Origin of the sequence: Streptomyces indicus (assembly GCF_900100315.1) — a bacterium.
In the GTDB taxonomy this organism is placed as follows: domain Bacteria; phylum Actinomycetota; class Actinomycetes; order Streptomycetales; family Streptomycetaceae; genus Streptomyces; species Streptomyces indicus.
Genome location: NZ_FNFF01000028.1, coordinates 1 through 18,042, shown reverse-complemented (window position 1 = coordinate 18,042; position 18,042 = coordinate 1). Strand labels below are relative to the sequence as shown.

Below are 18,042 nucleotides of genomic sequence, written 5' to 3'. Positions count from 1 at the left end.
GGCGAGCAGCCGACGAGAGATCCGCGAGCGTTTCGACGGAGAATCGTCGACGAATCGCAGACGTTTTGCGCGCAAAAGATAGGCCGAAAAAATCTGTTCCCGCAGGTCAACGCGATCTGTCCCCGGGGGACACCCTCGGGACCTCACGCGCGCGCGTTCCCCTCCCCTCCCCACCCCCTTGTGGTGGCGGTAGAGAGAGCTACTACCGGTAGTGATGCGCGCGCGACGAGCTCTCTCTCTGCCACCCACCCGGCTTGACGATCGACAGTCACATGTCGCACCTTGGGACGGCAGACAACGGCTGCCCAGAAACCGAACCGGCACCGCCGGGCCCCGCCCGAGACCCCGCCGCAGGGCAGCACCGAACCCCCGAGAGCGATCACCGCCCGGGGGTTTCCTCATACCCACACACCCCGGCCGAGCTCCCCACGATCCCCGGCCGGTACCGCCGCCGCCCCACGTCCCCCCGAGGGGCGGCGGCCCCACACCCCGCGCAGGGCGGAACCTACGAGAACAAATGGCGGGTGCTGCTGCCCGCCCTGCGCGGCACAACCCACCCGACGGGAGGCACGCCCCGATGCGCGTACGCCTCACCGACGGACACCGCGAGGTCGAGATCAGAACCGACGGCACCGCCGACGACCCCGCACTGCTGCGACAGATCGAGCGCACCGCACGCCGCCTGTACGCCGCACTCCCCACCGAACCGAACTCGGGCAGCAGCTCGTTCGGGTTCGGCCGGCACCTCGACCTCGACGGCGTCGCCCTCGACTCACAGACCGACCTCGCCGACCAGGACGACGACCCCGGCCTCGACGACGAGGACCCCACCCCATGACCACACCCCCCGCGCACACCCCACCCCCGAGGTACCCACCCCCACCCCGACGCCCGTACACCTGCGCGTCGGCGACAGCGAGGTACACCTCGGCGACCTCACCACCGGCGGCGACCACTACCGACACGACCTCGCCGCGTTCCTCCGAGCCGTGGCCGACGTGATCGAGCACGGCCCCGACGAGGACGACCAGGACGAGGACACCGAACCGTGAGCGGGGGATGGGCAGGCAGCGACCGACGTACCGAGCTGCCGCCCGACTGGCCACAACGACGGGCCGACGTCCTCGACCGCGACGGTCACCGCTGCCGATGGCTCGAACACGGCACGAGGTGCGGCAAGCACGCGACCGACGTCGACCACATCCGACCGGGCACCGACCACTCGCCGAGCAACCTGCAAGCGCTGTGCACCGAGCATCACGCGCTCAAGAGCAGCCGCGAGGGCAACGCCGCACGGTGGGCCGTACGCAGACAGCGGCCGGCCGAACGGCATCCCGGTCTCATCTGACCCGACAGCCCGAGCCTGAAATCTCCTTGCCACCCCTGGGGGGTGACTCCCCTCCCCGGGGGGATCGGCGCCCCGGGAGGTGCTGCGGCTCGGGTTCCGTACGGGTCTGACCAAAACGGCCACGCTGCGGGGCGTGGGCGGCTCGCTGGCGGGCGAGCAGCGGGGCGGCGGGCTGATTTGATGGCGCGCGGACGAGGGGTCGCAGATCGCCTCTCAGCCTGCCGCCCCCACTATGCGAATGATGAATGCGCAGGTCAGAGCGCTAAAAGCGTGACACTCCGGTACACTGGACGTATGGCGAACCGGACGTGCGAGCAGTGCGGCGGGCCCATGCCGATCATGGCTCGGGCTCACGCTGTGACGTGCTCGCCGCGGTGCCGCAAGGCCCGGTCGCGCGCACGCCGCACGGTCCCGGCCGAGCTCGCGCAGCGCCCGCGATGGGTGCGCCGCACCTCGTCGAAGGTGCCGGTCGCCGTCGACGGCGAGGTCGCGAGCAGCACGGACCCGGCGACCTGGTCGACGTACCGGGCCGCGGCCGCCTCGACGGCCGGCGCCGGGCTCGGGTTCGTCCTCGACGGCGACGGCGTCGTGTGCCTCGACCTCGATCACGCCCTCGACGACCAGGGCGACGCGCTGCCGTGGGCGCAGCGCATCCTCGACGCGGCCGGCCCGACGTGGGTCGAGCGGTCGGTGTCCGGTGAGGGGCTGCACGTGTGGGGCACGGGCGCCCTGCCGCGCGGGCGCCGCATCACGGTCGACGGCGGCGGCTCGGTCGAGCTGTACGGCGACGGCCGGTACATCGCGGTCACGGCCGACACATGGGGCGACACGCCTCGTCGGCTCGGCGACCTGCGGCACGTAATCGACTCTCTGCTGTAGCGGCCCGACACGGGTGTGCTGCGGCGCGCACCCGACACGGGAGGTACAGCCATGGCAGGCATGGGCCCTGCGCCGAAGGACCCGAGTCGTCGGGCCCGGCGCAACAAAGACACCGTTCCGCAGACGTTGCTCAGGTGGGAGCGGGCCGAGGCTCCCGAGCTCCCCGACTTCCGGGTCGAGCGCGACGGCGAGTTGACCGACTTCGTGTGGCCCGAGCGCACCCGCGAGTGGTGGCAGATGTGGATCGACAGCCCGCAGGCCGAGCACTTCGGGTCGTCCGACTGGCAGTACCTACTCGACACCGCCCTGATTCACGCGCGGCTGTGGCGCGGTGAGCTGTCGGCCGCGGCCGAGCTGCGGCTGCGCGTCGCAGCGTTCGGCGCGACGCCGGCGGACCGGGCGCGGCTGCGCATGGTGTTCGCCGAGGCGGACGGGGCCGACGAGGGCCGCGGCGCGTCCGGCGGCCCGTCGGCGAAGGAACGTTACGGCCAACTGCGGTCGCTGCCCGGCGGGAAGACCGGCACGGGCTCGGGTGAGTAGTTCGGGGGTCCGTCATGCCGTGGCGGGGTCCTGAGTACGAGGGCGAGCTGCCCACCCTCGGGTGGCAGGTGCTCGATTGGATGACCGCGTATCTCGCGGCGCCGGACCGGGCCGAGTACGAGCCGTACGTGCCAACTGCCGAGATGGCCGAGTTCGTGCTGCGGTACTACGAGCTCAACCCGATCACGGGCCGCCGGATCATCCGGCGCGGTGTCATCAGCCGGCCGCGTGGGTGGGGCAAGTCCCCGTTCGTGTCCGCGATCGCGCTCGCCGAGGCGTGCGGCCCGGTCGTCCCGGACGGTTGGGACGCGGACGGCGAGCCGGTCGGCATGGGTTGGGACCGGGTGCGTACGCCGCTCGTGCAGCTCGCCGCGGCGACGGAGAAACAGACCGAGAACTCGTGGATGCCGCTACTCGAAATGGCGCGCTCGGGCCCGGCCGTCGACGAGTACGGGCTCGAACCGCTCGACACGGTCGTCTATTTGCGGCGCGGGAAGATCGAGCCGATCACCGCCTCGGCGACGTCCGCGAAGGGCGCGAAGGCGTGCTTCGCGAGCCTCGACCAAACCGAGGATTGGCTGCCCGCGAACGGCGGCCGGAAGCTCGCGAAGACCATGCGGTTCAACGCGGGCAAGATCGGCGGCAGCCTGATCGAGACCCCGAACGCTTTCACCCCGGGCGAGGAGTCCGTTGCCGAGCAGTCCGCGGCCGACTGGAAAGCGATTCGCGAGGGCCGGTCGCGCGGTGCGGGTCTGCTGTACGACCACCGCGAAGCGCCGGCCGACACCGACATGACCGACGAGCAGTCGCTCGTGTACGGGCTGCGGGTCGCGTACGGCGACAGCAGCGATCACCCCGACGGGTGCGTGCTGCACGACCCGCCGTGCGCGCCGGGTTGGTCGCCGATCGAGCGGCTCGCCGCGGATTTCTGGGACACCTCGAACGACCCGCAGGAACTCAGAGCGGACTATCTGAACCAGATCACGCACGCCGCCGACTCGTGGCTGTCCGAGCCCGAGGTGCGCGCGGCGTCCGACCTCGACAAGGTCGTCGAGCCGGGCGAGCGCATCGTGCTCGGGTTCGACGGGTCGCGGAAGAGGAACCGCAAGGTCACGGACGCGACCGCGCTCGTCGGGTGCAGGCTCAGCGACGGGCACGTGTTCCCCATCGGCGTGTGGGAGCAGCCCGACCGGATGCCGGTCGGTCCGGACGGCAAGCCGGGCGAGTGGCAGGTGCCGGTCGTCGAGGTGCTCGCCGCGGTGCACGAGGCGTTCGACCGGTACGACGTCGTCGGCATGTACGCCGACCCCGCCAAGTGGGAAAGCCACGTTGCGGATTGGGAAGCGGCGTACGGGCGGCGGCTCAAGGTGCAGGCGACCCGTGCGCACCCCGTCGAGTGGTGGATGACCGGCGGCCGGTCGGTGCTGATCGTGAGAGCCCTTGAGAAGTTTCATACGGCCCTCGTCGAGGGCGAGTTGACGCACGACGGGTCGTCGTCCCTCGTGCGGCATCTGCTCAACGCCCGGCGCCGCAAGACGCGTTCGGGCATTCAGATCACGAAGGAACACCCCGACTCGGCGAAGAAGATCGACGCCGCGGTCGCCGCCGTACTGGCGTGGCAGTGCCGCCTCGACGCGATCGCGGCCGGCGTCAACGCCGAGGAACCCGAGATGTGGGGCGGCACATTCTGACGAGCCCGGAAAGGGGGCGACGACGTGCTCGACGACACCCCGGACTCGCCGGATTGGTGGCTGTTGCGGCTCGGCCGGAAGCTGCGCAAGCGGCAGGGGCAGCTCGACGACTGGTGGCGGTACTACCGGGGGAAGCCGGATCTTCCGCAACTCCCGCGGAACGCCGAGCAGGCGTTCGTCGACTTCCAGCGCAAGAGCCGCACGAACTTCTGCGGGATGATCTCGAACGCGTCCGTTCACCGGCTGCTCGCCCTCGGCGTGACCGGCCCGGACGGGCAGCCGGACACGGCGGCGTCGCGGTGGTGGCAGGCGAACCGACTCGACAGCCGACAGAAGTTGGTATGGCGGGTCGCGATGACGCAGAGCGTCGGGTACATGCTCGTCGGCCCGCACCCGACCCGGGTCGAGGACAACGGCCGACCGTCGCCGCTGATCACCCCGGAGCACCCGCGCGAGTGCATCGTCGAGTACGACCCCGAGACGGGCGAGCCGTACGTCGGGCTCAAGGCGTGGCACGACGACGTCGACGGCTACGGGCACGCCCGCGTGTTCTACGACGACCGGTCGTTTCCGTACCGGACGCGCGAGCGTACGAGCGGGCGCCTGCCGTGGGGGCCCGACTCGTGGGTGTACGCGGGCGAGAGCGACGAGGGCGAGCCGCACGACCTCGGGCGGCTGCCGCTGGTCGAGTTCGCGCGCATGCCCGATCTCGGCGAGGACCCCGAGCCCGAGTTCGCGGGCGTGCTCGACATTCAGGACCGCGTGAACATGGGGATCTTGAACCGCATGGCGGCGTCGCGGTACTCCGGGTTTCGGCAGAAGTGGGTCAAGGGGCACCGGTTCGCGAAGCGCACCGACCCGGCGACCGGCATCACGGTCGTTGAGCAGCCGTTCACGCCCGGCCCTAATACGGTGTGGGCGTCCGAGGGCGAGAACGCGCAGTTCGGGCAGCTCGACGCGACCGACCTGCGGCCGTTCCTCGACGAACACGCGGCCGACGTCCGCGACATGCTGATCGTGTCGCAGACCCCCGCGTACTACTACGCGGGCGACCTGATCAACATCAGCGCGGACACCGTCGCTGCCCTCGACCTCATGCACGTCGCGAAGTGCCGCGAGCACATCGCGGCGTTCGGCGAGGGACTCGAAGACGTGATGAGCCTCGCGGCGGCGCAGGCCGGCATGCCCGAGGACTACACCGAGGCCACCGTGCGGTGGACCGACCCGCAATATCTGTCCCCGGCGGTCAAGGCCGACGCCGCGACCAAGCTGTCGAGCATCGGCTACCCGCTCGCGGTCATCGCGGAAGACATGGGCGAGACCCCGCAGCGGGTGCAGCGCATCAGCGCGGCCGCCGCGTCCGAGCGGCTGCTCGCCGCGTCGCTGCTGCCGGCGCCGACCGCGCCGACGGCCGGCAACCTGCCGGACGCGGGGGCGACGGATGAGTGAGGCCCTACAGGCGGCGCTCACCGAGCGATACGACTCGCTGTCGACGTCGCTGCGGTCGAGGGTCGTGCAGTTCGTCCTCGACGCGTTCGACAGTCTCGGCGGTCACCGCGACGGCGACGCCGCCGAGTTCATCGAGCACGTGCTGCCGGTCGTGCTCGCCGCTCAGCAACAGATGGGGCAGATCACCGACGCCTATCTGTCCGCGATGATCGCCGACATGCTCGGCGGCGCGGCGGCCCCGACCGGCGTCGCCCTCGACGAGGCCCTGCGCGGCGTCGACCCGGCCGAGGTCTACACCCGGCCGTTCGTCACCACGTGGACGGCGCTTGCGCAGGGCAAGGCGTACGCGCAGGCGGTCGCCGAGGGCCGTACGCGGCTGCTGTCGATCACCGAGACCGACATGCAGCTCGCCCGGACGCACGCGGCCCGGCAGTCCATGCAGCGTGGCGGCGTGCGGTACTTCCGGCGCGCGCTGCGCGGCCCGGGGAACTGCGCGCTGTGCACGATCGCCTCGACGCAGCGGTACCGCGTCGAGAACCTCATGCCGATTCACCCGGGCTGCAACTGCAAGCCCGAGCCGCTCGTCGGCAGCCGCGACCCGGGGCAGATCATCGACGAGGCGCTGCTGCGCGAGGCGCACGACGCCGTCGCGAAGGCGGTCGGGCAGTCCGACGCCGGCGGCCGCACCCCGGATTACCGGCAGGTGATCATCACCCGCGAGCACGGCGAGTACGGGCCGCTGCTCGCCGTCCGCCGGCACGAGTTCACGGGGCCCGACGACGTCTCGTCGTGACTCCGGGCGCCGACACGGCGCACCCCACTAGCTCACCCTGACCCGACACGGGAGACACCACCATGCGCACGCGCACCCTGCCCCGCCATGCCCGGACCGGGCAGCTCGCCCTCGGCTGGCGGAAGGCTCGCCACGGCGAGGACCCCGACGAGCTGTACCCGGTGTGGCCGATCCTCGGCGGCGCCGAGGACGGCGACGGCGGCGACGACGGCGACGACGGCGACCAGGGCGACGGCGACCAGGACGGCGACGACGGCGGCAACTCCGACAAGGGGTCGACCGGCGACGACGGCAAGGACTGGCGGGCCGAGGCCGAGAAGTGGCAGGCGCTCGCGCGGAAGCACGAGCAGCGTGCGAAGGAGAACGCCGGCGCCGCGAAGGAACGCGACCGGCTGCGCCGCGAGGGGCTGCCCGAGCAAGAGCGCAAGATCGACGAGGCGGTCGCGAAGGCGCTCGCCGAGGAACGGTCGAAGCACGGCGCGAAGCTCGCCCGGCAGGCGTTCCTCGCGGCGGCGAAGGGCGCGATCGAGAACGCCGCCGAGGTCGCCGACGACGTCAACCTCGCCCGGTACGTGGGCGACGACGGCGAGGTCGACGAGGCGGGGCTCGCCGAGCTCGTGAAGCGGCTCGCGCCGAAGAAGTCCGGCACGGACGAGAACGACGAGGACGACGACCGCGAGGGCGGGCGCGACACGCGTCGGCGCCGCGGCCGCGGATTCGACCAGGGCGCCCGCCGGGGCGGCGGCAAGGGCTCGGGCGGCGGCGTGGCTGCCGGTCGTGACCTGTACCGCGAGCTGCTCGGCAAGGGCGCTGACAAGAGCTGACCACACGAAGGAAATGGATCATGATCCTTGCTCAGGTAACCGAGCAGTTCGGGTCTGACGATCAGTCGTGGCTCGGGTCCGCGCACGGCACGGACTCGACCGAGACGATCGTTCTGGACACCTCCACTTTCACGGCCGCGACGCACTACCCGGATGGGTACTTCAAGTCGGGCATTCCGCTCGGCCGGATCACGGCCGGCGGCAAGTACGGCCCGTACGACGGCGCCGCGACCGACGGCCGCGAGGCCCTCGTCGGGTTCCTGTTCGCCGCGGTCAAGGCCCCGGCCGACACCACCCTCGACCCCGCGGCCGCGCTGCTCACGCACGGCAAGGTGCGCGAGTCGAGGCTGCCCGTTCCCGTCGACGCCGACGGTAAGACCGACGTCGCCGGTTCGATCCGGTTCGTCTGAGAGGACAGATCATCATGAGTTGGACTCTCGACACCGAGTTCATCGAGCCGACCGAGCTCACCGGCCTTATCCGGGCCGCCCTCGCCGATCTTCAGGTGAACCGCTTCACGCTGTCGCGGTGGCTGCCGAACGTCGAGGTCGACGACATCGCGTACGAGTTCGTCAAGGGCGGCGGCGGGCTGTCCGAGACCGCGTCGTACCGCTCGTGGGACGCCGAGAGCAAGATCGGCCGCCGCGAGGGGCTCGGCAAGGTCATGGGCGAGCTGCCCCCGATCTCCGAGAAGATTCTGCTCAACGAGTACGACCGGCTGCGTCTGCGGAAGCTCACCCGCGACGACGCGCTGCCGTTCATCGCGCGGGACGCGCAGCGTCTCGCCCGGAACATCGGCGCCCGGTTCGAGCTCGTGCGCGGGCAGGCCCTCGTCAACGCACAGGCACCGATCCCCGAGTTGCAGCAGACCGTCGACTTCGGCCGGTCGCCCGAGCACTCGGTCGTCGCCGCGGTGCTGTGGTCCGAGCACGCGACCGCGACGCCGATCGACGATCTCGAAGCGTGGGTGCAGACCTACATCGACACCAACGGGTCGGCGCCCGCCGTGATCCTCATGCCGCGGCAGGTGTTCCAGAACATGCGGCAGTGCGAGCAGGTGCAGCGGCTCGCGTTCCCGCTCGCGCCCGCGGGGCAGACGCCGCTCGTCTCGGCCGACCAGGTCTCGACCGTGATCGAATCCATGGGGCTGCCGCCGATCGAGATGTACGACGCGCAGGTGCGGGTCGACGGCACCTCGACCCGGATCACGCCGGGCAACGCGCTCGTGCTGCTGCCCGAGGCGGGCGCGTCGAGCGCGGCGTCGCCGACCGAGCTCGGCGCGACGCTGCTCGGTACGACGGCCGAGGCGCTCGAAGACGACTACTCGCTCGCCCCGGGCGATCAGCCGGGCATCGTGGCCGGCACGTGGAAGACCAAGGACCCCGTACGTCTGTGGACGCACGCGGCCGCGGTCGGTATGCCGATCCTGCGCGAGCCGAACCTCACGTTCAAGGCGCAGGTACTCGCATGAGCGGGCGGCGCCTGATCGCGTACGTGCACGTCGCCGGGGCTGTCTACGGCCCCGGCGACGACGTGCCGCCCGAGGTCGCGCGCCGGATCGGCGCCCATGCATGGGCGCCGGCCGACGGCGACCAGGACGACGGCGGCGAGCAGCAACTCGACGACCAGGGCGACGGCGACCAGGCGCCGGCCCCGAGCGAGGCGCCGCCCCGCTCGGGCCGCGGCTCGGGCGTCGAGGCGTGGCGCAAGTTCGCCGAGCAGCACGACGTCGAGGTGCCCGCGGACGCCACCCGCGAGGACGTGATCGCCGCGTGCGAGGCGGCCGGCGTCATCGAGCCGGAGGTGTAGCAGCCATGAGCACGCCGACGCCCCCGCCGCCTTTCGCGACGGTCGAGGACTACGAGGCCCGCGCGGGCGTCCGGCTCGTCGAGCCGCAGCGCTCGCAGGTCGAGGCGTACCTCGACGACGCGTCGGCGCTCATGCGGCGGCACATCCCGGCAGGGTTCACGCCGGACCCGGCGACGACGAAAGCGATCGCGGTCGCCGTCGTCCGCCGGGTCATGGCGAACCCGGGCGGCTACCGGCAGCGTTCGATCGGCCAGTATTCCGAGACGCTCGGCGAGAACGGCGGTCTCTACCTCACCGAGGACGAGATCGACATGTTGCAGCCCGAGGACAACGCGGACCCGGACGCCGACGGCGCGTACACCCTCGGCATGCGCGACGAGGGGCTGCCCGGGTGGCACCCCGACCCGTGCGACTGGCAGCCGCTCGGCTGGACACGGGGGCGGCTGTGATCGGGCTCGATCTGCTGCCGCACCTCGTCGAGGTCGAGCACCCCGGCAGCACAACGGACCGGTACGGCAACGTCGTTGACGACTGGTCGGCCTCGACCCGGACGCCGGTCCGGGCGTGGGTGCAGCAGAACACCGGGGCCGAGGACACCGACCAGCGGAACGCGCAGATCGGCGAATGGCTCATGATCTGCAACCCCGTCGACACCTCGGGCGGCGCGCTCACGGTGTACGGCGAGGATCGCGTGCACTGGGCCGGTACCCGGTTCGAGGTCGTCGGGCCGGCGGGCCCGGCGTACACCCCGATCGAGCTGCATCACTACGAGATCAGGCTGCGAGTAGTGGAGGGGTGACCATGGCACGATCCTCGTTCCGGCCCAACCGGCGGAACATCGCGGGGTTCCTGCGCTCCCCGGAGACGCGGGCGCTGATCGAGCGGAAGACCCGCGCCGCCGAGGCGGCCGCGTCCGACGCGGCGAAGGCCGAGGGGTGGGGCGGTCAGTTCCGCACGGACGTCGAGACCGGCGACGCACGCGCCCGTGGCGCCGTGATCGGCGACTACTCGACGCCGTACCCCGAGGTCTCACGGCGGGCGTTGCTGCGCGGCCTCGACGCCGCCCGGGGCGCCGAGTGATGGCTGCGACGATCGTCTTCCCGGACGCGGCCGCGCTCGCGTGCACCTACGTGCGCGAGCAGCTCGTCGCCCGCGGCATGCAGGTGCCGGTCGGCACCCGCGTGCCGAACCCGCGGCCGCCGCGGTTCGTTCGGATCGAGCGGATCGGCGGCCCCCGCCTCGACCTCGTCACCGACCGGCCCCGCCTCGACGTCCATTGCTGGGGCGCGAGCGAGGAAGACGCGCACGATCTCGCGCAGCTCGTGCGCGCGCTGCTGCTCGCTATCCCGGGGTGGCGCGGCGCGGCCGCGTACGACGTCGCCGAGGTCGGCGGCCCGAACACGCTGCCCGACCCGACGTCGGGGCAGGACCGGGTCGCGCTCGCTGTCGAGATCGAGCTGCGGGGCAAAGCCCTCGCCTGAATCGGGGCTCACCCTCCCCAGACCACACCCCCCGGACCGCGTCGCGGCCGGGGTTTCTTCATGGAGGACTCATGTCCACACCGACCCCGGTGTCGCTCGAAGCGGGGCTTCACAACGAGTACATCCGTAAGCAGCTCATGCAGGCTGTTTACGCCGCGGACTACACCGCGCCCGTGATCGAGTCGCCGGTCGGCGCCGACGGCTCGCTCGCCGCGATCCCGGCCGAGTACGTGCCGGTCGGCTACACCACCGACGACGGTCTGACGTTCACGGGCGATCTGTCCATGGCGGACGTGACGAGCTCGCAGTCGGTCGAGCCGACCCGGTCCGACGTCGAGTCGGACGTGCTGAGCGCGCAATTCGCGCCGCAGGAAACGAATCAGGCGACGGTCGCTCTGTTCGAGGGGCTGCCGCTGTCGGGCACGGGCGCGCTGCCGGCGGTCGGTTCCGCGTGGCAGTGGGACCGGGCCGCGACGCCGCAGAACCCTTACCGGCGGCTGCTGTTCATCGGCCTCGATTACAGCGACACGGGCGACGAGATTTACGTCGTCAAGTTCTTCCCGCGTGCCCGGCTCACCTCGCGCGACGACGAGCAGTGGGCCCGCTCGACGGAGACGCAGCGCCCCGTGACGTTCAACGCGTTCCGCGACTCGGCGCTGAACACCTCGTGCCGCAACTGGGTCGACGGGCCCGGGTGGCGCGCGTTCGCTCCGCCGGCGCCGCCGCCCGCGGGCTGACCCCCGCCCCCTGATCGGGCGGGGGGCGGCGGTTCTGGGTGAGCCCCGACCGCCCCTCGCCCTCTCTCATGCTCACCCGCTGCTCACCCGAGGAAGAGAGCTCGATCATGTCCAAGCCCGGCAAGGCCCGTTACAAGCTGTCGGCCGTCAAGGCGAGTTACGCCGAGGCAGTCGGCGGCGAGCTCGTCGAGGTCGAGACCGACGACGGCAAGACGTACACGTTCCCGCACCCGCTGTTCACCGCCGACGCGCTCGCGAAGGAGATCGACGCCGCGGACGGCGACGAGCACCGAGCGCGCATTCTGCTCGGCGAGCAGTGGGACGACTTCGTAAAGAGCGGCGGCGACGCGAACGGGCTCGTCCTGGTCTACGTCGCGGCCCGCTCTGAGATGCAGGAGACGCTCAACAAGCACCGCCCTACGAAGAGGTAAGCGGCGACGAGGCCGACGACGAGCCGGCCGACGCCGTTTACACCGTGCTCGACGTCCTCGGCGATCACCCCGAGGCCGTCGAGGCGGACCTGATCCGCTACTACGGGCATGCCCACGGACCGGGCGGCCCGCTCGCCGCTTTCTGGCGCGGCGAGATCACGCTGCGGCTCCTGCGGGTCCTGGTCGAGGCGCTGCCGCCCGACTCGGCAACCGGCCGCGCGCACGCCGGGCACCACTGGTCGCACCTCGACTACGCGTCGGCCGACACGGTCGATTTGCTCGCGCTGCTCGTGACGCAGTTCGCGAACGCCCACCGCGACCCGAAGAAGCCGGCCGTACCGATGCCCGAGCCCGGGTGGCGGCCGGGCGACCCGCTGCCCGACGAGGTCGAGGCCGCAGCAGAAGAGAAGAGAGCGAAGGCGCGAGCGGCGTACGACCGCATCACCTCGCAGGTACTCCCCGGGAAGGGGTGATCCGTCGTGCCGGTCGAGGTCGGCGTCGGTTACGTCTCGATCGTTCCCGAGACCCGGGGGTTCGGCCGGCTGCTAGATCAGCAGCTCTCGGGCGATGCGGCTCGCGTCGGCGACGCCGCGGGCCGCACGTCCGGGCAGGGGTTCCTCGGCGGTATGGGCGGGGTCCTGAAAGCGGGGATCGCCGGTCTCGCCGCCGGGGCGGGCGCACTGTTCGCGGCCGGGTTCGCGAAGGCCGTCGAGCAAGACAAGTCGAACGCGAAGCTCGCGGCGCAGCTCGGTCTCAACGAGCAGCAGTCGGCCCGGCTCGGCAAGGTCGCCGGCAGCGTCTACGCGAAGGGCTACGGCGAGAGCGTCGACCAGGTGAACGAGGCGCTCAAGGCCCTCGCGCAGAACTCGGTCGTCGCGGTCAACGCCCCGAAGAAGGATCTCGCGGGACTCAGTAAGGCCGCGCTCAACCTGTCCGAGACGTTCGGCGTCGACGTCTCCGACTCGGCGCGCGCTGCGGGTCAGATGATCCGTACGGGCATGGCGAAGGACGCGACGCAAGCGTTCGACCTGTTGACCCGCGGATACCAGTCGGGCGCCGACAAGGCGGGCGACCTCGCCGACACGGTCAACGAATACTCGACGCAGTTCCGGAAGTTGGGGCTCGACGGTGGGCAGGCCCTCGGCCTCGTCTCGCAGGCCCTCGCGAACGGTGCGCGCGACTCGGACGTCGCCGCGGACGCGCTGAAAGAGTTCTCGATCAGGGCCGTCGACGGGTCGAAGACGACCGCCGACGGGTTCAAGATGATCGGGCTCAACGCGTCCGACATGGCTGCGAGGATCGGCAAGGGCGGCACCTCGGCGTCGACCGCGCTCGACCTCACCCTCGACAAGCTGCGCGGGATCGAGGACCCCGTGAAGCGGTCGCAGGCCGCGGTCGCGCTGTTCGGCACGCAGGCCGAAGACCTCGGCGACTCGTTGTACTCGATGGACCCGAGCAAGGCGACAGCCGCGCTCGGCTCGGTCGGCGGCGCCGCCGACAAGATGGGCAAGACCCTGCACAACACCGCCTCGAACAACATCGAAGTGTTCAAGCGGCAGGCGTTGCAGGGGCTCGCCAACGTCGCGGACAAGTACGCCTTGCCCGCCCTGTCGAAGTTCGGCGGATTCCTCAACCAATACGTTCTGCCGCCCGCGCGGGTCGTCGGCGGCGCCCTGGTCGACGTCCTCGTGCCCGCGGTCAAGGCCACGGGTTCGGCGTTCGCGGGTGGGGTGCAGTGGGCCAAGGACTACGGCGCATGGCTGCTGCCGCTCGGCATCGCTATCGGCGGCATCGCGGTCGTGGCCGGCGCCTCGACCATCGGCACGTGGGCCATGACCGCCGCGTTCACGGTGTACCGCGGGGTCATCCTCGCGACGACCGCGGTCACGCGCGGGTGGGCAGTCGCGCAGGGCATCTTGAACGCGGTCATGTCGGCGAACCCCGTCGGTTTGATCATCGTCGGGATTCTCGCGCTCGGCGCCGCCCTGGTCGTCGCGTATCAGAAGAGCGAGACGTTCCGGGCGATCGTTCAAGGTGCCTGGCAAGGCATCCAAACGGCCGCGTCCGTCGCGTGGAACTCGTTCCTGAAACCGGCGCTTTCGGGCATCTGGTCGGCGCTGCAAGCGGTCGGCACGGCCGCCTCGTGGCTGTGGTCGACCGTGCTCTCGCCCGTGTTCTCGTTCATCGGCGCAGCCGCGAAGGTGCTGTTCGCCGTGGTCGTCGTCGCGGTCGTGACGCCGATCGTCCTCGCGTTCAAGGCGCTCGGCGCCGTCGCCGGTTGGCTGTGGAACAACGCGATCGGCCCCGCTTTCCGCGGGATCGTCGCGCTCGCCTCGTGGTGGTGGGCCGGCGTGAAGGTGTACTTCGGGCTCGCGAAGGCCGGCGTGCAGGCGGTCGGCGCCGTCGCGATGTGGTTGTACCGCAACGCCGTCCAACCGGCTTTCCGGGGAATCGTTTCTCTCGCCTCGTGGTGGTGGGCCGGGGTCAAGGTCTATTTCAACTTGATCAAGGCCGGGATTCGCGCCGTCGGCGCGGCCGGCACGTGGCTGTGGAAGAACGCGATTCAACCCGCTTTCCGCGGTATCGGCGCGGTCGGCTCGTGGCTGTGGAACAAGGCGCTCAAGCCGGTGTTCGACGCCGGAAAGCGCGGCGTCTCGCTGTTCGGCGGGGCGTTCCGCACCGCGAAGGACGCGATCAGCAAGGCATGGTCGCAGGTCTCGAAGATCGCCGCGAAGCCCGTGAACTTCATCATCGAGTTCGTCTACACCAAGGGCATCAAGGCCGTTTGGGACAAGGTCGCCGGGTTCGTCGGCCTCGGCAAGCTGCCGAAGGCGCCGAAGCTGCTCGCGGCCGGCGGCACCGTCGGCGACGAGTGGGGCGCGGCCCGCCCGATGAAGGTCAACCGACCGACGGCGATCGTCGGCGAGGGCGACCCGCGTCATCCCGAGTACGTCATCCCGACCGACCCGAAGTTCCGCGGCCGGGCCCGTGCTCTGTGGGAGGCCGCAGGGCATCAGCTGATGGCCGACGGCGGCGTGATCGGCAAGCTCAAGGGGTGGGGTAGCTCGGCGGTCGACTGGACTGTCGGCAAGGCGAAGAAGATCGGCGGGGCCGTCATGGACGGTGTCGATTTCCTCGCGCACCCCGGGAAGCTGTGGGACAAGGCAACCAAGTTCATCCGCGACAAGATCGCGAAGATCGGTCAATCGCGGTGGGCGCAGGTCGCCGGGAAGATCCCGCTCAAGATGCTCACGGGGTTGAAGGACAAGGTCGTCAGCGCTGCCAAGAGCGCGTTCGACTTCGGCGGCGGGGGCAGCATCGGCGGCAAGGGCGTCAAGCGCTGGTCGTCGGTGGTCCTGCAAGCGCTCAAGCTCGTTGGGCAGCCCGCGAGCCTGCTACCGACCGTGCTGCGCCGCATGAATCAGGAGTCGGGCGGCAACCCCAAGGCGATCAACAATTGGGACATCAACGCCCGCAACGGCGTCGCGTCCCGCGGGTTGATGCAGGTGATCCCGCCGACGTTCGCGGCGTACGCCGGGCGGCTCCGTGGCCGTGGCATCTGGGACCCGCTCGCCAACATCTACGCGAGCATGCGCTACGCGCTGTCGAGGTACGGCTCGCTGTCGCGGGCGTACAACCGGCCCGGCGGCTACGCCGCGGGCGGCCGGCCGCGACCCGGCGAACTCGCGTGGGTCGGCGAGCACGGCCCCGAGCTCATGAAGTTCGGCGGCGGGGCCCGCGTCTGGGACAGCCGCACGTCGCTCGGCGGGATCGAAACGCTCACGACGGCGACCAGTCGGCTCGCCGACGAGGTCGGCGCCGCCCGCGTCGCCGGGCTGCGCACGACGCTCTCACAGGCGACCGCCGCGCGCACCGCGGCCGCGTCCGTCACCCCCGTTGCGGCGGGGCAGCAGTCGGCCCCGGCCGGGCTGCACGACGGGCAGCAGCTCGCGCTCGTCCTCGCCGACGGCACACAGCTCGACGCCTATGTCGACACCCGCGTCGACGCAGGTCTGACCACCGCCCGGCAGCGCAGCCGCGCGGGCGTGAAGGGAAGGTAACCCGATGCCGATGATCGTCGACCCGACGGCGCCGCACGTGACGCCGCCGGAACGGGTCACCTCGCCCGACGGGTGGCTCGCCGCCCTCGTCGACGAGCAGTGGGCGGGGGTAGTGCTGTCGTACGACGCGACGGCCGCCCCCGCCGCGCCGCGGGCCGCCGATATCCGGAAGGTGCGGATCGTGCGGCAGGACCCGCGCGCGGCCGCACCGGTCCCAGTCCGCTCGGGCGACGCGGCATGGGCCGTCGAGGGCATCGGCACCGCCTACGACCACGAGGCGCCGCTCGGCGTCCCCGTGATCTACATCGCGACGCCGATCTACGCCGACGGCACCGAGGGCCCCGCCTCGGCCCTGTCCGTCACGGTCCCGGCCCCCGTGCCGGGCGACGACCTCGATCTGTGGATCAAGAGCGTCGACGAGCCGGGGCTGTCGCTGCGCGCGATGCTCGTCGAGTGGTCCGGGGCGACCGCGGCCGGCAGGCAGGATGCGCTCGACGTCGAGGGCAGCCCGTACCGGGTCGTCGCCTACGACGAGCACGGCGCCGAGACCGTACAGGTCAAGATCGACGTACCGCCCGCGCGAGTCGACCAGGTGCGCGCGCTGCTGCGCTCCGGGGTGCTGCTCGCGCAGGTACGGCCGGGTTACCTCACCCCCGACGCGTTCCACGTGCCCGCGGATATCACCGGGCCGACGCCGACCGGCAAGCTCGGGTCGTCCGAGGGCTACCAATTCGCGTGGACGATCGAGCCGATCGAGCGCCCCGACACCGCCCGGCAGCCGATGCGCATGCCCGGGTGGTCGTACGACGCCGTCGAGGCCCGGTTCGACACGTACGACAGCGTCGCCGCCTCGTACCCGTCGTACGCGGCGCTGTCGACCGACGGGGTCACCTGATGATTCAGCTACCCCCGCCGGTGCTCGCCGCGCTGCCGACGGCGACACGTCGCACCGTGCGGGCCGAGTGGTCGAACGACGGCGGGCAGTCGTGGGAGTCGTGCAAGGTCGGTCCGGCCGAGGTCAAGGGGGACCGCACCGCGGAATGCCGTTGGTCGGGATCTGCCGACCTCGTCGGCGTCCCCACGGGACGCGACGGCGTGAACGTCGCGGCGACGCACGTGCGGCTGTGGGAAGGGATCGCGGCCCCGCGCAGCGACACGTATTGGGTGCCCGCAGGGTGGTACGTCGTCGACCAGGTGAACGAGGGCCGCACCGCGGTCTCGGTGAGTCTGCTCGGCCTCGAAGACGTCGTTCGCGGCGCGAGCCTGCCGGTCGCCCGGTCCGTCGAGACCGACAGCGCTCGCGCGATCGCCGCAACCCTGATCGCCGAGGCGCTGCCCCGCGCCCCGGTGTCGTGGCGGCCGCGGGTCGACGCCGACGCCCGCATTCCGGCGTTCCTCGTCGACGAGGAACGGTGGCAGGCGCTCAGCGGCGGCACCGACAGCTCGGGCACCTCGACCGGCATCGCGCCGGCGCTCGGCGCCGAGGTGTACGCGGACGCCCGCGGCGTCATCGTGTTCGCCCCGGTCCCGACGATCGACGACCGGGTCGTGTGGCGCCTGCCGTATGGGCAGGGCCGTGCGCACCCGGCGCGCGAGCAGTCCGCCGAGGGGCTCGTGAACTGCTGGGTGATCTCAGGGGACAGCGGCGACGGGCAACCCGCCGTCGGCCCGGTCGCGGTGTGGGACGACAACCCGCGCAGCCTCACGTACGCGGGTCCCGACCCGGTGAACGATCCGCTCGCGCCGCAGCGGCTCGGGCTGCACGGCGTGCGGTTGCGCGTCGAGCGGTATTCCTCGGCGCTCATCACCGGGGCCGCGCAGGCGCAGACCGTCGGCGAGGCGAAGCTCGCCGACAGCCTCGGCGTGCAGAGCAGCTTGTCGTTCACCTCGTACAGCCACCCCGGCATTGAGCCGGGCGACGTCGTCGAGGTCGAGCTCGAACCCGGCGTGTGGCAACGCCACATCATCGATTCAGTCTCACGGAAGCTCGGCGCCGCCT

Annotated in this window: 21 protein-coding genes; all 21 read left to right on the top strand. The window is 71.4% G+C overall.

Annotated elements, in window-relative coordinates; genetic code table 11:
- The first annotated feature begins 577 nt into the window (after positions 1 to 577).
- On the top strand, positions 578 to 838 hold the full coding sequence (locus BLT97_RS35410; RefSeq protein WP_093617862.1) for a hypothetical protein: 261 nt from the start codon (positions 578 to 580) through the stop codon (positions 836 to 838).
- 210 nt (positions 839 to 1,048) lie between these two features.
- Positions 1,049 to 1,348: an HNH endonuclease gene (locus tag BLT97_RS35405; RefSeq protein ID WP_093617860.1), complete on the top strand. Its 300-nt coding sequence runs from the start codon at positions 1,049 to 1,051 to the stop codon at positions 1,346 to 1,348.
- 294 nt (positions 1,349 to 1,642) lie between these two features.
- Entirely contained in the window at positions 1,643 to 2,227 is a 585-nt protein-coding gene (locus tag BLT97_RS35400) for a bifunctional DNA primase/polymerase (RefSeq protein ID WP_093617858.1), read from the top strand.
- A gap of 51 nt (positions 2,228 to 2,278) precedes the next feature.
- On the top strand, positions 2,279 to 2,767 hold the full coding sequence (locus BLT97_RS35395) for a phage terminase small subunit (RefSeq protein WP_093617856.1): 489 nt from the start codon (positions 2,279 to 2,281) through the stop codon (positions 2,765 to 2,767).
- Between the two features lie 14 nt (positions 2,768 to 2,781).
- Complete coding sequence (locus BLT97_RS35390; RefSeq protein WP_093617854.1) at positions 2,782 to 4,458, top strand: terminase; 1,677 nt, start codon at positions 2,782 to 2,784, stop codon at positions 4,456 to 4,458.
- A gap of 24 nt (positions 4,459 to 4,482) precedes the next feature.
- Complete coding sequence (locus tag BLT97_RS35385) at positions 4,483 to 5,907, top strand: phage portal protein (RefSeq protein WP_093617852.1); 1,425 nt, start codon at positions 4,483 to 4,485, stop codon at positions 5,905 to 5,907.
- Positions 5,900 to 6,700: a hypothetical protein gene (locus BLT97_RS35380; protein WP_093617850.1), complete on the top strand. Its 801-nt coding sequence runs from the start codon at positions 5,900 to 5,902 to the stop codon at positions 6,698 to 6,700. The genes BLT97_RS35385 and BLT97_RS35380 overlap by 8 nt, the downstream gene beginning before the upstream one ends.
- Positions 6,701 to 6,762: 62 nt before the next feature.
- Complete coding sequence (locus tag BLT97_RS35375) at positions 6,763 to 7,524, top strand: hypothetical protein (protein ID WP_093617848.1); 762 nt, start codon at positions 6,763 to 6,765, stop codon at positions 7,522 to 7,524.
- Between the two features lie 20 nt (positions 7,525 to 7,544).
- Positions 7,545 to 7,934, top strand: coding sequence for a head decoration protein (locus tag BLT97_RS35370; RefSeq protein WP_093617846.1), 390 nt, complete (start codon positions 7,545 to 7,547; stop codon positions 7,932 to 7,934).
- A 14-nt stretch (positions 7,935 to 7,948) separates the two neighbouring features.
- Entirely contained in the window at positions 7,949 to 8,995 is a 1,047-nt protein-coding gene (locus tag BLT97_RS35365) for a major capsid protein (protein WP_093617844.1), read from the top strand.
- Positions 8,992 to 9,333 (top strand): hypothetical protein, encoded by a 342-nt coding sequence (locus BLT97_RS35360; RefSeq protein WP_245769726.1) that lies wholly within the window; start codon positions 8,992 to 8,994, stop codon positions 9,331 to 9,333. The genes BLT97_RS35365 and BLT97_RS35360 overlap by 4 nt, the downstream gene beginning before the upstream one ends.
- A gap of 5 nt (positions 9,334 to 9,338) precedes the next feature.
- On the top strand, positions 9,339 to 9,782 hold the full coding sequence (locus BLT97_RS35355; protein ID WP_093617840.1) for a hypothetical protein: 444 nt from the start codon (positions 9,339 to 9,341) through the stop codon (positions 9,780 to 9,782).
- Complete coding sequence (locus BLT97_RS35350) at positions 9,779 to 10,132, top strand: phage head completion protein (protein ID WP_093617838.1); 354 nt, start codon at positions 9,779 to 9,781, stop codon at positions 10,130 to 10,132. Before BLT97_RS35355 ends, BLT97_RS35350 begins: the two co-directional genes overlap by 4 nt.
- 2 nt (positions 10,133 to 10,134) lie before the next feature.
- On the top strand, positions 10,135 to 10,413 hold the full coding sequence (locus BLT97_RS35345) for a hypothetical protein (protein WP_093617836.1): 279 nt from the start codon (positions 10,135 to 10,137) through the stop codon (positions 10,411 to 10,413).
- A complete protein-coding gene (locus tag BLT97_RS35340) occupies positions 10,413 to 10,814 on the top strand; it encodes a hypothetical protein (protein ID WP_093617834.1) in 402 nt (133 codons plus the stop codon). Before BLT97_RS35345 ends, BLT97_RS35340 begins: the two co-directional genes overlap by 1 nt.
- Before the next feature lie 71 nt (positions 10,815 to 10,885).
- The gene (locus BLT97_RS35335; protein WP_093617832.1) at positions 10,886 to 11,551 is read left to right on the top strand and encodes a phage tail tube protein; all 666 of its coding nucleotides are present in this window, start codon (positions 10,886 to 10,888) and stop codon (positions 11,549 to 11,551) included.
- A gap of 107 nt (positions 11,552 to 11,658) precedes the next feature.
- Positions 11,659 to 11,982, top strand: coding sequence for a hypothetical protein (locus BLT97_RS35330; protein ID WP_093617830.1), 324 nt, complete (start codon positions 11,659 to 11,661; stop codon positions 11,980 to 11,982).
- A gap of 44 nt (positions 11,983 to 12,026) precedes the next feature.
- Positions 12,027 to 12,455 carry a hypothetical protein gene (locus BLT97_RS35325; protein WP_093617828.1) on the top strand — a complete coding sequence of 143 codons (429 nt, stop codon included), beginning with the start codon at positions 12,027 to 12,029 and terminating at the stop codon, positions 12,453 to 12,455.
- 6 nt (positions 12,456 to 12,461) lie between these two features.
- Positions 12,462 to 16,043, top strand: coding sequence for a phage tail tape measure protein (locus tag BLT97_RS35320; RefSeq protein ID WP_093617826.1), 3,582 nt, complete (start codon positions 12,462 to 12,464; stop codon positions 16,041 to 16,043).
- Between the two features lie 4 nt (positions 16,044 to 16,047).
- A complete protein-coding gene (locus BLT97_RS35315) occupies positions 16,048 to 16,938 on the top strand; it encodes a hypothetical protein (protein ID WP_093617824.1) in 891 nt (296 codons plus the stop codon).
- The coding region (locus BLT97_RS37655) for a phage tail protein (RefSeq protein WP_143041439.1) at positions 16,938 to 18,042 on the top strand (1,105 nt) is incomplete at its 3' end. The genes BLT97_RS35315 and BLT97_RS37655, both read left to right, overlap by 1 nt.

What these genes read in the sequence shown, in the direction of transcription:
- BLT97_RS35410 (WP_093617862.1), top strand. Translation starts at nt 578, where the DNA reads ATGCGCGTACGCCTCACCGACGGACACCGCGAGGTCGAGATCAGAACC.
- BLT97_RS35400 (WP_093617858.1), top strand. Translation starts at nt 1,643, where the DNA reads ATGGCGAACCGGACGTGCGAGCAGTGCGGCGGGCCCATGCCGATCATG.
- BLT97_RS35395 (WP_093617856.1), top strand. Translation starts at nt 2,279, where the DNA reads ATGGCAGGCATGGGCCCTGCGCCGAAGGACCCGAGTCGTCGGGCCCGG.
- BLT97_RS35390 (WP_093617854.1), top strand. Translation starts at nt 2,782, where the DNA reads ATGCCGTGGCGGGGTCCTGAGTACGAGGGCGAGCTGCCCACCCTCGGG.
- BLT97_RS35380 (WP_093617850.1), top strand. Translation starts at nt 5,900, where the DNA reads ATGAGTGAGGCCCTACAGGCGGCGCTCACCGAGCGATACGACTCGCTG.
- BLT97_RS35375 (WP_093617848.1), top strand. Translation starts at nt 6,763, where the DNA reads ATGCGCACGCGCACCCTGCCCCGCCATGCCCGGACCGGGCAGCTCGCC.
- BLT97_RS35370 (WP_093617846.1), top strand. Translation starts at nt 7,545, where the DNA reads ATGATCCTTGCTCAGGTAACCGAGCAGTTCGGGTCTGACGATCAGTCG.
- BLT97_RS35365 (WP_093617844.1), top strand. Translation starts at nt 7,949, where the DNA reads ATGAGTTGGACTCTCGACACCGAGTTCATCGAGCCGACCGAGCTCACC.
- BLT97_RS35360 (WP_245769726.1), top strand. Translation starts at nt 8,992, where the DNA reads ATGAGCGGGCGGCGCCTGATCGCGTACGTGCACGTCGCCGGGGCTGTC.
- BLT97_RS35355 (WP_093617840.1), top strand. Translation starts at nt 9,339, where the DNA reads ATGAGCACGCCGACGCCCCCGCCGCCTTTCGCGACGGTCGAGGACTAC.
- BLT97_RS35345 (WP_093617836.1), top strand. Translation starts at nt 10,135, where the DNA reads ATGGCACGATCCTCGTTCCGGCCCAACCGGCGGAACATCGCGGGGTTC.
- BLT97_RS35340 (WP_093617834.1), top strand. Translation starts at nt 10,413, where the DNA reads ATGGCTGCGACGATCGTCTTCCCGGACGCGGCCGCGCTCGCGTGCACC.
- BLT97_RS35335 (WP_093617832.1), top strand. Translation starts at nt 10,886, where the DNA reads ATGTCCACACCGACCCCGGTGTCGCTCGAAGCGGGGCTTCACAACGAG.
- BLT97_RS35330 (WP_093617830.1), top strand. Translation starts at nt 11,659, where the DNA reads ATGTCCAAGCCCGGCAAGGCCCGTTACAAGCTGTCGGCCGTCAAGGCG.
- BLT97_RS35315 (WP_093617824.1), top strand. Translation starts at nt 16,048, where the DNA reads ATGCCGATGATCGTCGACCCGACGGCGCCGCACGTGACGCCGCCGGAA.